Annotated in this window: 8 protein-coding genes and 2 pseudogenes; 4 read left to right on the top strand and 6 right to left on the bottom strand. The window is 47.9% G+C overall.

From position 1 onward, the window contains the following. Positions 1–138: 138 nt before the first annotated feature. The gene (locus BVJ53_RS05715) at positions 139–2,871 is read right to left on the bottom strand and encodes a YhgE/Pip domain-containing protein (protein WP_129301560.1); all 2,733 of its coding nucleotides are present in this window, start codon (positions 2,869–2,871) and stop codon (positions 139–141) included. Positions 2,872–3,202: 331 nt separating this feature from the next. Here BVJ53_RS05715 and BVJ53_RS05710 point away from each other — a divergent pair, with 331 nt between their 5' ends. The 4 genes from BVJ53_RS05710 to BVJ53_RS05695 all read left to right on the top strand — a co-directional run bounded on the left by BVJ53_RS05710 (position 3,203) and on the right by BVJ53_RS05695 (position 6,520). Next, positions 3,203–3,508 carry a hypothetical protein gene (locus BVJ53_RS05710; protein WP_129301559.1) on the top strand — a complete coding sequence of 102 codons (306 nt, stop codon included), beginning with the start codon at positions 3,203–3,205 and terminating at the stop codon, positions 3,506–3,508. A gap of 97 nt (positions 3,509–3,605) precedes the next feature. Further along, positions 3,606–4,604 (top strand): ABC-three component system protein, encoded by a 999-nt coding sequence (locus BVJ53_RS05705; RefSeq protein ID WP_129301558.1) that lies wholly within the window; start codon positions 3,606–3,608, stop codon positions 4,602–4,604. Beyond that, a complete protein-coding gene (locus BVJ53_RS05700; protein ID WP_129301557.1) occupies positions 4,576–4,818 on the top strand; it encodes an ABC-three component system middle component 6 in 243 nt (80 codons plus the stop codon). The genes BVJ53_RS05705 and BVJ53_RS05700 overlap by 29 nt, the downstream gene beginning before the upstream one ends. Continuing rightward, complete coding sequence (locus BVJ53_RS05695) at positions 4,799–6,520, top strand: DUF2326 domain-containing protein (RefSeq protein ID WP_158280567.1); 1,722 nt, start codon at positions 4,799–4,801, stop codon at positions 6,518–6,520. The genes BVJ53_RS05700 and BVJ53_RS05695 overlap by 20 nt, the downstream gene beginning before the upstream one ends. A 125-nt stretch (positions 6,521–6,645) precedes the next feature. Here the strand turns inward: BVJ53_RS05695 and BVJ53_RS05690 are convergent. The 5 genes and pseudogenes from BVJ53_RS05690 to BVJ53_RS05665 form a co-directional block, all read right to left on the bottom strand. Further along, a pseudogene (locus BVJ53_RS05690) lies at positions 6,646–7,413 on the bottom strand (PTS sugar transporter subunit IIA); the annotation flags it as partial. Continuing rightward, positions 7,406–8,041 (bottom strand): annotated as a pseudogene (locus BVJ53_RS05685) (alpha-amylase family glycosyl hydrolase); the annotation flags it as partial. The pseudogenes BVJ53_RS05690 and BVJ53_RS05685, both read right to left, overlap by 8 nt. A gap of 71 nt (positions 8,042–8,112) precedes the next feature. Beyond that, positions 8,113–9,114: a LacI family DNA-binding transcriptional regulator gene (locus tag BVJ53_RS05680; RefSeq protein WP_129301555.1), complete on the bottom strand. Its 1,002-nt coding sequence runs from the start codon at positions 9,112–9,114 to the stop codon at positions 8,113–8,115. 199 nt (positions 9,115–9,313) lie between these two features. Beyond that, positions 9,314–10,792: a sucrose-6-phosphate hydrolase gene (locus tag BVJ53_RS05675; protein ID WP_129301554.1), complete on the bottom strand. Its 1,479-nt coding sequence runs from the start codon at positions 10,790–10,792 to the stop codon at positions 9,314–9,316. Positions 10,793–11,301: 509 nt separating this feature from the next. Then, positions 11,302–12,483 carry an SAM-dependent methyltransferase gene (locus tag BVJ53_RS05665; protein ID WP_129301552.1) on the bottom strand — a complete coding sequence of 394 codons (1,182 nt, stop codon included), beginning with the start codon at positions 12,481–12,483 and terminating at the stop codon, positions 11,302–11,304. Positions 12,484–12,501: the final 18 nt, after the last annotated feature.

Raw genomic sequence — 12,501 nt, 5'->3', positions numbered from 1 at the left:
CAAAAGAATTGCCGCGTGCTGCACGGGCACCGTTTTCTGCGGAATCTATTTGTACCACAACAAAAAAACAACCCTACCAGCGTTCTGCCGGTAAAGTTGCTTCTGAATGTTGCAGCTTTATTTTGAACCCAACCGAAGCTACTCGATAATCTTCGACTGCCGCGTTAACCGGTGCATTTTCTCGATCCACGGACGAATCGGTGCTTTTAAGAACAACCCCAGCAGGAAGAACGCGAGGCCAAATGCCACTAATGCTGCGAGATCTTGCCAAAGATTAGTCCAGTATATGCCGCCGACTGTTTCGCGCAGGAGGTTGACGGCGTAGGTGAATGGCAGCCACGGGTTGATCATCTGGAAAAATTTTCCGGACAGCACCACGGGGAAGTTTCCGCCAGCCCCAGAGATAGATAAGACCAAAATGATAATCCCGATGCCTTTGCCGATGTTGCCAAATAGCGAGATGAGTGCATAAAGAATTGAAACGAACACGATGCTGAGCACCATTGCAAACAGCAGATACAGCGGCTGGTTGGCCACGTACGTTCCGATCAGGTAAAGGTTACCCAGCGCGGCGATGAGCCCTTGCAGCATCCCCAGCCCCACAAACGTCAGCCAGCGCGCAACGTACTTTTGCTTGACGGTAACGTCGCTGAGCGTTGCCGGCAGTTGGTATTCGGTGATCAAAATCGCACCAAGCAGCAACGCGCCAACCCAAATGCACAAGGCCAGATAAAACGGTGCACTTTGCGACCCGTAAGTTGGAATGTGATAGAAGCTTTGTTGTTTCAATTCAACCGGTTTGGCGAGGAATCCGGCTTCTTTGGTGGCATCGCGCCGCAACAACTTGATTAGTTGCGACAAATCAACGGACTTTTCACCTTTCTTGATCGCCGCGGCACCCTTTTGAATGGCGTCTTTTAAGGTTGGCCAGTCATTTTGGGTGAACTTTTGCGCGTCATCCAAACCGCTTTGGAGTTGTGGCATTTTTTCATTCGCCAGTGCCAGCGTTTGCGTGAGGTCTTGCTCGATGCCAGGCAAGTCCTGATTGATGAAGTCGGTTGCCTTCGTCAGTTTGGTTTTGAGCGCTGGGAAATCATTTTGGTACAAGTCGGCCACGGTGGACACGCCGCTGGTGATGAGGTTCATGTGGCCGTTGAGCAGCGTGTTGGCATCGGTGAGTTCCTGCTTGAGGGCGGGCAGTTGTTGCTGCGCCTTGACGAGAAAAGTGTGCGCCTGAGTGAGCAGATCCTTCGTGCCGCCCAGCAGCGAAGGCAAGGATGGCAGGATTTGGTTGTTGATGGTCGCTAAGGTTGTGCTGACATCGGCCAAGGCTGCCTTAAATGCGTTTAGCACTTGCTTGACGCTGATGCCGATGTCCAGCGATTTGAGCGTATTCGCCGCGTTCGCAAATTGATTGGCTGTGGTGGCCAATGTGCCAAGTCGTGACTGCAGTTGGATGGTGCCTAAGTTTGGCACATCTTTGGCCAGCGTTTCGGCTTCTTTTTGGACAGCCGTGGCAGTGGCAGCGACGGTCTGCAACTTGGCGATAGCGTCGGCGAGCGGTTGATCATCCTTACCTGTCAGACGGCTGAGACTTGCCTGCACTCGCTGCAAAGTTTCTGCCAGACTGGTTGCGTTGGCGGCCACCTTGCCTTGACGCTCAGCCAACGCAGTAAGCCGGTCGACCATCGCCTGTTTCGCGGCTGCCATATCTTGGCTGCTGTCCAGCTGTTGGAGTTGTTGCTGCAGGGTTGTCAGATCCGCACTCAGGCTGGTATTGGCCGCCGCAATTAGCGTCAAACCGGCATCGGTGGCATTTTGGACCACATCGAAGGCGGTGCTGATTTTCGGTAGCACCTCATCTTTCGTCGTCCCCACTGCTGCCTGCGCTTGCCGCCCAAAGTCTGTCAGCGCTGGCAGTGTGCCATCGACCTGATTGATGACCGTGATGCCTTGATCCGTCACCTTCACTGCCTGATCCACGCCGGTTTCCAGTTGGCCAAAATTCGTCACAACCGTGTTCAGTTGGGCGCCGGCTTGTTGCACTTCCGGTAACTTGCCTTTCACCGTGGTCGCCAGTTCGCCAGCCTCTTGCACCATCGGCAGATAGCCATTTGCCGCTGTGAGCTTCTGCGCCATTTGATTGACTTCCGGCAGATAACCGGCAATTTCGTTAGCTGTCTGCAGCTTCGCCCGAATTGCCGGCATTTTCCCTTGCAGGTCATCCACTTCAGCCAAGTACTTTTCAATCGTCGGCAATTGGTCATTGGCATTCGTGACCAGGCTGGCGAAGCGGCGGATCATCGGCAGGTTTTCATCCAGCTTGATGCCGGCTTTGTTAAACGTTTTAACCAGCGTTTTAGCCACGGTCGAGACGAATTCATCCGAAATGGTGTTTTGCAACGTACTGGCACCGGTGCTGGTGATTTTGGGGGCAATGGCATTGATTTTCTCGTTGACATAATAATCGAGCTTGGGCTTATGAATTTTGCCATCGACAAAGCTGAGCAGATCCGTGGAAAAATGCTTCGGCACCACGATACCGGCGTAATACTTGCCGCTTTTGACGCCTTCTTGCACGGCCTTTTTAGAATCCACAAACCGCCAGCCAAGCTGCTTATTATGCTTCAACTGGTCCATCAGCTCATCCCCGACCGCAACTTTCTGGTCACGAAAAGTCGCCGGTTGATCGGCCGAATACACCGCAACCGTCAGATCCTGGGTATTGCTGTAAGGATCCCACAAGGCCCAGACGTTGAACCAGCAGTAAAGACTAGGAATGATGACCAGCGCCGCAATCAGCAGAAAAGCGAACGGGCTCTTCAAAATCCGCTTCCAGTCCAAAGCAACTAGTTTACCAATGTTACGCATAACTTCCTCCGAATGTCAGATTGAAATATTGGTCGATTATATCACAGGTGTTTGGTTAAGCCATTGGGCAAAGTACGGGAAGTGTTGGATTTTGACAGAGGTTCAAAACAGAATCCTTAAGAAGATTGGTTGCTATTTTAAAAAGACTCGTTTGATTAATGCATGAGCTCGTAAGCACTTTTATATTGTTAAAAGGTATCGTGTTAAACAAATAAAAAAATAAAACAGTTAGCTATTGCCAATAACCAGAATGCGATGATATGATATATCCACATTCAATAGTACCCTTTACAATTTTTAAAAAAACTGTATGCACAGGTGATGATCAGATATGTCGAAAAGGAAATCAGCAAAAAATAAAAAAGGTTCCGTTATCGTTTCTCTGCTGTTAACTAATGTCGTGGCCTTAATTCTTATTAATCTATGGTTTGGATATTATGATTTCGGGCCCTCCTTTGTTGGTACTGTGTCATTTCAGCACGCTCTGGAAGACTTTCTACGTGCCAAAGTGGTTCTTGGAGGTGGCTTTCTCGTCTTGTTCAACGGCTATGTCATCATTTGGAACCTTTTCTTGAAGAACCAAGAAAAGTCGTCTAAAAGTAAAAGGGCTACGCAGCAGGCTAATCGCAAAAAGTGAATGATACAGAGGTTGTAGCCGCAGCTTGTGAGTGGCTAAATCTCGAAAGTTATAGGATAATGCTTTTTAAGACGGGTTTTGGTTTGGGGGCAAAGTGATGGCACCACGTGAAGTATATTTAAAAGCAATTGGCAATGCGCTCGCTTATTTGGTTAGTCAACTATCAGTGAATGGCCGAATGAATTTGCTTGACGGTCATATGCTGTCAGAACATTTTTTTGAACAGTTCTTAAACGAGCTTTATGGCTGGCATCTGGCAACCGCAAATGACACCGTTGCAAACGCTTCTTCCATAGATCTAATTGATAGCGCATCAAAACTGAGTGTGCAGATTACGACCAATAAAACAAAATCCAAGGTGCAGAACACCCTTGAGAAAGCTTCCAAAGCCCATGATGGATTCCGTGTCGCTTTTGTGTTCATTGCGCTGGACGCACGGAATCTTGCAAAGATGAAGTATTCAATTCCAAAAAATATAAGCTTTAATCCGAAAACGGACATCTTTGATATAGGCCAACTGCTGCTAACTTGCCAAGATAAACAAACTGAAACTTTATTGCGCTTGCAGGATCTGTGTAAGTCTGAAGTGTTGCCTGTCATGGAAGATATACCGGTTCAAGAGTCAGAGCTTGTAAAAGTTCTTAGAGCAGTTGCAAAAATCAATATTGAAATCACTAATACGCTAAAGGTACCTATGGCATTCGACATCCAGCAAAAGATTGATTTTAACGACCTAGGGTTAATACAGCAACAGACAATCGATGAACTTGCCTTTTATAACGCCAGCTTAGACGATATCTACGAATTGTTTACGCAAGAAGGCATTACTCCTGGGATTATATTCCAAAAGCTTAGCTCGATTTATCAGCGACAATCGTTAGAAAATCCTGATGATTCTGCCCCATTGAAATTCCTCAACATGGTGGATGCTTTAATGACATATGTACACAGTACATCTCGACTGGACAATGAAATGTCGCAAGAGAAAGTCGAATATTGCTGTCGCATCATTCTAGTCGATGCATTCATCCGCTGTAAGATTTTTAAAAATCCGGAGGGCTATTCTTATGATTCTACCAACAGACACCCGGCCTGAGTTAAGTCTATATTTTATTGGTGCAAAACTATTAGGTGTCCTGAAGACGTTCGAAGACGGCCGTGGAAGCTTCTTTGACGTCTATCGCACTCTGCAGGAAGAGGTCGATGTCTCACTTAAACTTTACCAACTAACGCTTGACTGGTTGTTTCTGATCAATGCTGCCGTCATCAACTCGGAAGGAGAGGTACGTCTTGTTCATCAACAAACTTGAGATTGAGGAAAATGGAACAACAATTCAAGATGTCAACTTCCATCGCGGACTGAACCTTATCGTTGATTCGACGCCATCCCCAGACACTGAAGGAAAGCCCACTTCAGGAAACGGGGTTGGTAAGACAACTGTTCTGCGATTGATTGATTTTTGCTTTGGTGGCGATGCTAAACAGATTTATACCAATCGAGAGCAAAAACAACCAATTGTTGAAGTTCAGGATTACTTAACAAATCAGCGCGTGTTAATCCGGCTTACGCTCTCTGGCAATCCTGATAAGATTGATTCGCATACTAAATACGTCATCGAGCGTAACTTTCTTAAAGACCTGAAGAAGAAAATTCTCCGCATTAATGGCAGATCTTTCTCAAGCGTTCAGAAATTTATCGACCAACTTGGCGGTGACCTTTTTAACCTTGCATCTGGAGCAAAACCATCATTTCGACAGCTTGTGCCGCGTAACATCCGAATAGATCCTCCAGCGGTTGACAATACGCTACGTTATCTCGGAAATTACTTGCAGGGACCCGAGTACGAGACACTCTTCTTGTTCCTGTTGGGAATTTCGCTAACCGATCGTGCTCCGATAGTAAGTAAACTTAGAACAGAAAAGGATTTTTTAAAGCGATTGGAAGCCCAACCTCGCGAAGAGTTGGCGCTAGCGCTTGACAAGAATACTGACGACATCCGGGCAGCACAACTAAGGCGCTCTCAATTAAATATTGACCCGAAGTATTCGGAAAAGCTTAAACATCTAGATGATCTCAAGTATACCCAGAGCCTGCTTGCCAGCCAACTTACTGCCGGCAGATTGAGGGCAAGCCTCATTAAAGATGCACAAAAGCAAGTTCGGTCCAAAAAATCCTTGATTAATGTCGAAGAGTTGCGTGCACTTTACGGCGAAGCAAGTAATTTATTGGAAAACTTGGAGACTTCTTTTGAACAACTTGTCGCTTATAATAATGCTATGGTTGAAGCACGGAGTGAGTTTATTGGTCGTGAGCTTCCTAATATCAGCCAAAAAAACGCGGAATTAGAACGAAATATCATTGCCAGTCAGAATGACATTGATCATCTTAAGGCTGATCTTTCTAAACTGAATACGACCCAAGAATTAGAAAAAGTGTCTGAGGAGTTGGGCCAACTGTTTGAAGTTAAAGGCCGCCTTTCTAGCAAGATTGAACAGATCGACGATGAGAGAAAGAAGGTTAGTAGCCTGAATGATGAACTGAAAAGAATCGACAAGATGGCCTTCTCCAAAGATATGAAAGAAAGAATACAGGAACAGTTGCGTCAATTGAATCGCCATTTCTATCATTTCTCACAGTCCATGTACGGTGAAGACTCCGGGGTGACCTTTCGGGAAAAGAAAGACCGCAAATCTGGAAAGTCGTATTATGAATTTTATGTATTTTCTCCCAACAATTCTAGTTCAGGCAAAAAGCAGGGAGAAATTGCCGCCTTTGATATGGGATACACGCTCTTTGCCAGAGAACAGCACATCCCTTGTTTAGATTTCCTGTTGTATGATCAAAAAGAACTCATGCATGGCAATCAACTCGTGCAGATTTTGCACGATTCACAAGAAGACAACATACAAGTTATCGTGTCTATTTTAGCCGATAAGATTCCTGAAGAATTAAACGCTGATCAATGGATCGTATTACGTCTAAGTCAAAAGGAAAAGCTCTTTAAGTTTTAGGCGCAACTGTGGCAGACCCTTTCTCTATTCGCTGTAAACCAACCTTTCAAACATAAAAAGCCTTAACCCTACCTCACCAAGCATCGAAACACCTGAAGTAGCATTAAGGCTTTTTCTATACTCTCTTACAACGGCGCCGGCGAAACCGCCTCAACCTTCACATCCTCCCGCTGAACCGCCAGCAGATCAGCGCCAGCTTGAACGCTGGTGTCCGCGACCGGTTCAATGCGGGCATATGACTTGCTATTCGTAATCAAAACGATTGTCATCGGATCAAGCCCGGCTTTTTTAATCGCCGCTTGGTCAAACGTGCCGAGTAAGTCGCCTTTGTTGACATGTTGGCCGGCTTTGACCGCCACGGTGAAGGGGGCACCTTTCAAGTTGACCGTGTCGATACCTAAATGTACCAGAATTTCCATACCGTCGTCGGTCGTCATGCCATATGCATGGCCAGTGTCGGCAACTACCGATAACGTACCGGTTTGCGGGGCATGGACGTTGTTGATCCCTTTTTCCGCTGGTTTGATCGCCAGCCCGTCACCCATCATGCCAGAAGCAAACACCGGATCGCTGACGTTGGCCAAGGCCACGGTTTCACCGCTAACCGGGGCGTAAACCTTATCGTCGCTAACGGTGGACGAAATTACCGCATTCGCCGTTTCGACGTTTTCGTCAGGTTTCAGGATCTCTTTTGGAATGGCGAACGCGTTCGTGGCAACAAATGCGACCACCACTGTACCCAGAGAAACCACTGTGTACCATAACAATGCATGGCCGTTATAGATGTACATCAGGTAAGACGGTACCACCGCGAGTCCATATGAGTTGGCCGCAACGTTAAGCATGCTGAGAATTGCTGCGCCAAGTCCAGAAGTTAGCACCGTGACGATCAACAAAGGTGATCGCATCAATCCGAAAGCCCGCTAAGCCTTTTGCCAACCACCAGTTGATCATCTTATAAATCGCCTGCCGCAGCTTAGGATTCTCCCAGTTGAGATCGGGTTGCTGCGGGGAAAAGACGTGCAGGTAGTACACGTTCGGTTCGCTTGGCACCGCGCTCCATGCCGAGCCAGCGCCGAAGTTTGAGCGCCAATTGTTCGGCGGCTGACCGTCGTGACCCTTGCGAAAAATGTAAAACTGTCGATACGGTGAAGCCGGGTCCTTCAACGCTGCCTGGAACCAGGGATGCTGATCCGACGTGTGATTCACCACCAGATCCATCACCACTTTAATGCCAAGCGTTTTAGCCGTTTTCATGAGGCGGTCAAAATCGGCCATCGTGCCAAACCGAAGATCAATCGCCTGATAATCTGCAATGTCATAGCCATTGTCGACCATCGGACTTTTGTAAATCGGCGACAACCAAATCGCCGTCACGCCAAGTTCTTTCAGCTTCGGCAATTCCTCGATGATCCCCGGCAAGTCACCGATGCCATCGTCATTGCTATCTTTAAATGACGCCGGATAAATTTGATAAAAGATTTCCTGTTGCCACCATGTGCGACTTGTTGGATTCGTCACGACTGTTTCCTCCTGCTGACTGACGTGTTGATGTTGTATGGTATCGATTCCATATTGTTCAAAAATAAAACTCAGGCGCTTTGCCTGATTTTTAATGATAACGCTAATGTTGCCGGATCCTTTTTGTGGTCGCCGCGGCCAAGTCCGCGCAACAACATATCCGTAGCAACCTCCGCCATTTCGATCACCGGTTGATGAACGGTGGTCAGCGGCACACGGGCAAACGGCGCAAACGGCTGATCATCATAACCCATTACCGCGATGTCGTTCGGTACCTTTAGATACGCCGCCAGTAAACTGTCCAGCACACCAACCGCCACTTCATCGGAGTTGGTAAAAATAGCGTCAGGTCGCTTGGCTGGCGTTAATGCGGCGAGTTGCTTGCCAATCACTTGGCCTTCTGCGGCGGTATGCACCTGATCGAAAAGTAATGTCGGCTCAACTGCAAGCGCATGTGCCTCCATAAAATCAAAGAACGCCTGCGTTCGGCTCCGCCCATGTCGTGCGCTTTGAATGGCACCACCTGTCACATAGGCAAACCGGCGATGCCCCTTTTCATACAGGTAGTCGAGTGCATCCCGCGTTGCTTGATAATGCGGCAGCACCAAGGAAGTCGCATGCGGGATCTGCACATCTGCGTTCACCACGACGACGCGCCCGGGAAAGGCTTTGGCAACAGCCGCAACCCGTTCCGGCGCTTCAACCGAGGCCAAAATAATGCCGTCTAGTTTTCGACTTTTCAGTTGATCCAAGAACCGTTCTTCAGCATCCGGATCATCATAGGTTTGGGAAATCATTACTTGATAGCCTTGCTCATGCAGCGTCCGCTCAATCGCATCAAACAACCCAGCGAAAAACGGATTCGTCACCCGTGAGACCAAAACGCCAATATTACCAGTAGCTTGAGCCCTTAGCGAAGTCGCCGCAGCACTCGGCGTGTAGCCAAGTGTTTGAATTGCTGCTTCGATCCGCGCCTTCTTGTCCGCGGAAATGTATGGATGATGATTTAAATACCGCGACACGGTTGTCACCCCGACCCCCGCTGCTGTCGCAATTTCACGAATCGTCGCCATGACCTTGTTCTCCCTTTTATGGAATCGATTTCATAAAACGAGTATACAGCGCTTTCAGAGAATGTCAAGTTATTATCCGAGAATTTTCCATGCACCTTGCGTAGAACCGTCTTTACTAAACACCAAAAGCTCCAGCTACATGACCATTAAGGCCACATAACTGGAGCATGGACATTACTTCTTTTAATTTTGGCATTTCTCATAACCCGCCATTATCCTTCTGCAAATTCCACGCCTGCACCGCGTTAACCGCAGCAGCCGGCGCAATCCGGACGTTACTCGGGCAGGTATCGCCAAAGAAACGGCCGGAAACCACGCGATAACCGTCGTCAATGAAAAGTTCGAAAACAGAGACATCAATGAAAAGGCGAATCGCAACCGTTTTACCTACTGGAAAGCCGAATTGCCGCAAACTGCCGCCATTGTTGCGGTTCTCCCGCTGCACCATACCCTGTCCACTATCGGAGTCAAGATTAATCAACAACTGATCATGATCGCCGTCAGGAATATGCAACGTTGTCTTCTGCCCGGCTGCCAGCGTCATCGTAAGTTCGAAGGCACCGGTTAAGCCTGCCACTGACCAGTTGTCAGCCGTCTGTGTCACAGTTGGCAGCCTATCATCAGCAGTCTCGCGCAACGTCTCGACGTTTGGATGCGGCACCAGACAAACATGCCCGTCACGAAGATCCAACTTCCGCACGTAACTCAAGACGCCTTCCCAACCATCGTCATCAGTCGGATAACTCGTGTCTGGCAAGCCTAACCACGAAATCGCTAGTGTGCCATCTTTTTCCGTATTGGCCAGCCGTGTCGCATAAAAGTCGAATCCCTTGTCAATATTCTGCAACCGCTGATGCGTCAGTATGCCCGTTTTCGGGTCAAAACTATCGGCCACCAGCGCAATGTTAGGATAAACATTTTCATATTCGAAAAAGTCCTGATCCAAGCCTTGCGGACAATAAACCAACACGACCTTGCCATTGATAAAGGCAATGTTGGGACACTCGACCATGTACCCGCAGAATTCGTCCGGAATGCTGAGCGGCGCAATGAAACGCCAAGTCTTATCCGTTTGCTTCTCGTAAAGCAAAATAGCACCGGTGTGATCAGCGCGCTGGCCGCCCACTAGGACATAGGTTTTATCTTGGTATTTAAAAAGAAACGGATCGCGAAACTCTTGAGTATACCCGGCAGGTGGCGCGGCAATTAACGGCTTGGGATCTTTAAACAGCCGGCTATCCGCACCCAGCACTGCCCCGAGCTGAGTTGCGTGCCGATGCCAATGTTCGTCACGCACATTTCCGGTGTACATGATCCGCAACGTGCCATGCGTCACCAGCGCCGATCCGGTATAAGCTCCCTGCGCATCATGCTCGTCCTCTGGCAAAAGATCTCCCGGCACCCGCCGCCAGTTAAATAAATCTTTTGAGACGACATGCGCCCATGACTTCAGGCCATGCACCGGCCCAAACGGAAACTGTTGATAGTAAAGATGCCACTTGCCATTGAAAAAGTTTAGACTACACGGATCATTGATCAAACCGGTGTCTGGTTGAACATGGGTTTTGGTTCGCCACTTACTTGCTGCGACTTGAGCTTTCAAGTTAGCCACGTATTCTGGTGTCCAAGTTGAATACGGCTGATAACGCTTTGCCATTTGCTCAATTGAATCGGTCATGTACTTACCACCTTGTGTTTAAATGAATACCCTTATCTTATCTGAGTTAATGGCAATGTCAATGAAAGCGTAAACAAAACAACTTTAGTTTTTCTTTCGTCCTTGATGCGCTAAGATTTAGCGGCAAAAAAGTGAATGCTTGACAGAGACCACAGGAAAAAAGGAAGTTCGCAGTAATTAAAAAATTACGACTTAATCTCGTGAAGTTGCATCCGCACTGACTTCTGATCGTGCCAGTTCATGTTCGGCAAACAAAAACCCCGCAGCTGCTTGCTACGGGGTTCGGGATTGGCCGACCGGATGGAGGCCGACCGGCGACTTCACTTTGGAGGAGTAAAAATGAAAAAGTTGGTTGGGGTTTAGGAATGAGCGAGTGGCTCACTTCTATACTGCTAATAGTACCGACCATATTTGAACATTTTGTGACGCTAAATTGTTCTTTGTGTTAAGCATCTTCCCCGCAATCTGATCAACCGCGTTCGCCCAAAAAAGTTGGCGTGACTGACTCATTACTCGTACATGTAGTCACGAGTCGCCGGCAAGTCCTTGCCTGATGGGCCTTTACTAATCAAATACTGCATGACGTCGATGTTGCCAGCCTCAAAACTGGCAGCCGCGGCCTGCAGGTAAACATCCCACATACGGGTGAACTCGTAACCGAACTTTTGCTGAATCGGATTCCGGTGATTGTTGAAATTCGTATCCCAGATTTCGAGCGTCCGCTGATAATGACGGCGCAACGGTTCAAGATCATCCAACTGCATCCCTGCATCGATAATATGACTCAGATTTTCCGCCATACCCGGAATATAGCCATCCGGGAAAATGTACTTATCAATCCAGGCATTTGCTGCCCCACCTTGTTGCCGAGTAATACCGTGGATTAAGGCAACACCATCATTTTTAAGTAGTTTAGCAACATCTTTGAAGTAGCCTTCGAGATTTTCCTTGCCGACGTGTTCGAACATGCCGACAGACGTAATGTAATCAAATGGCTCACGATCAAGTTCGCGATAATCCATATACAGCACTTCAGCTACATCCGTTAGATGCTCTGCTTCAATGCGGTCGGAAACCAGCTTAAATTGTTCCTTGCTCAGGGTAATACCAACGACATGCAGGTGATAAATCTTAGCCGCCCGCAACATCAGCGTTCCCCAACCGCAGCCGATGTCCAGCAAAGTGCGCCCGGGCTGCGGATTCAGTTTACGCAGAATATGGTCGATTTTATTCAGTTGGGCAGTTTCCAGATCGTCATCCCAGTTTTCAAAATAGGCGCAAGAATAAGTTAGCGTCGGATCCAGCCATAACTTATAAAAGTCATTGCCGAGATCGTAATGTGAATGAATGTCTTCCTTCGACTTGCGTTCGGTGTGGCTTTGTTTAGGCAGAAAGTGTCTGAGTTTGCTGCTGCGCATAAAACTACCGGCATTGGCATAAGCCGACGCGATCAGGCGCTGCAACGGACGGTTACTACCTAACACCTCAATATCACCACGCATATACCCTTCACCTAATGCCAGCGAAGCGTTCTTGATCAACTGGCGCACGGGAATGGCTTTTTTCATTTTAATGGTGATTGTCGGCTCGCCGGTGCCAAAGGTTTCTTCTGTATGATCCCAATATTCAACCTGGATCGGAATATCAAAAGATTGACTGAACATGGTATGGTAGAATTTTTTTTCGAGCATGATGGCCTCCATTTCGAA

The organism is Lacticaseibacillus chiayiensis, assembly GCF_004123795.1.
GTDB lineage: Bacteria > Bacillota > Bacilli > Lactobacillales > Lactobacillaceae > Lacticaseibacillus > Lacticaseibacillus chiayiensis.
This window is presented reverse-complemented; position numbering and strand designations above follow the sequence as displayed.

Bases quoted from the DNA above. Each gene is read 5' to 3' on its own strand.
- BVJ53_RS05715 (WP_129301560.1), bottom strand. From the start codon at position 2,871: ATGCGTAACATTGGTAAACTAGTTGCTTTGGACTGGAAGCGGATTTTG.
- BVJ53_RS05710 (WP_129301559.1), top strand. From the start codon at position 3,203: ATGTCGAAAAGGAAATCAGCAAAAAATAAAAAAGGTTCCGTTATCGTT.
- BVJ53_RS05705 (WP_129301558.1), top strand. From the start codon at position 3,606: ATGGCACCACGTGAAGTATATTTAAAAGCAATTGGCAATGCGCTCGCT.
- BVJ53_RS05700 (WP_129301557.1), top strand. From the start codon at position 4,576: ATGATTCTACCAACAGACACCCGGCCTGAGTTAAGTCTATATTTTATT.
- BVJ53_RS05680 (WP_129301555.1), bottom strand. From the start codon at position 9,114: ATGGCGACGATTCGTGAAATTGCGACAGCAGCGGGGGTCGGGGTGACA.
- BVJ53_RS05675 (WP_129301554.1), bottom strand. From the start codon at position 10,792: ATGACCGATTCAATTGAGCAAATGGCAAAGCGTTATCAGCCGTATTCA.
- BVJ53_RS05665 (WP_129301552.1), bottom strand. From the start codon at position 12,483: ATGCTCGAAAAAAAATTCTACCATACCATGTTCAGTCAATCTTTTGAT.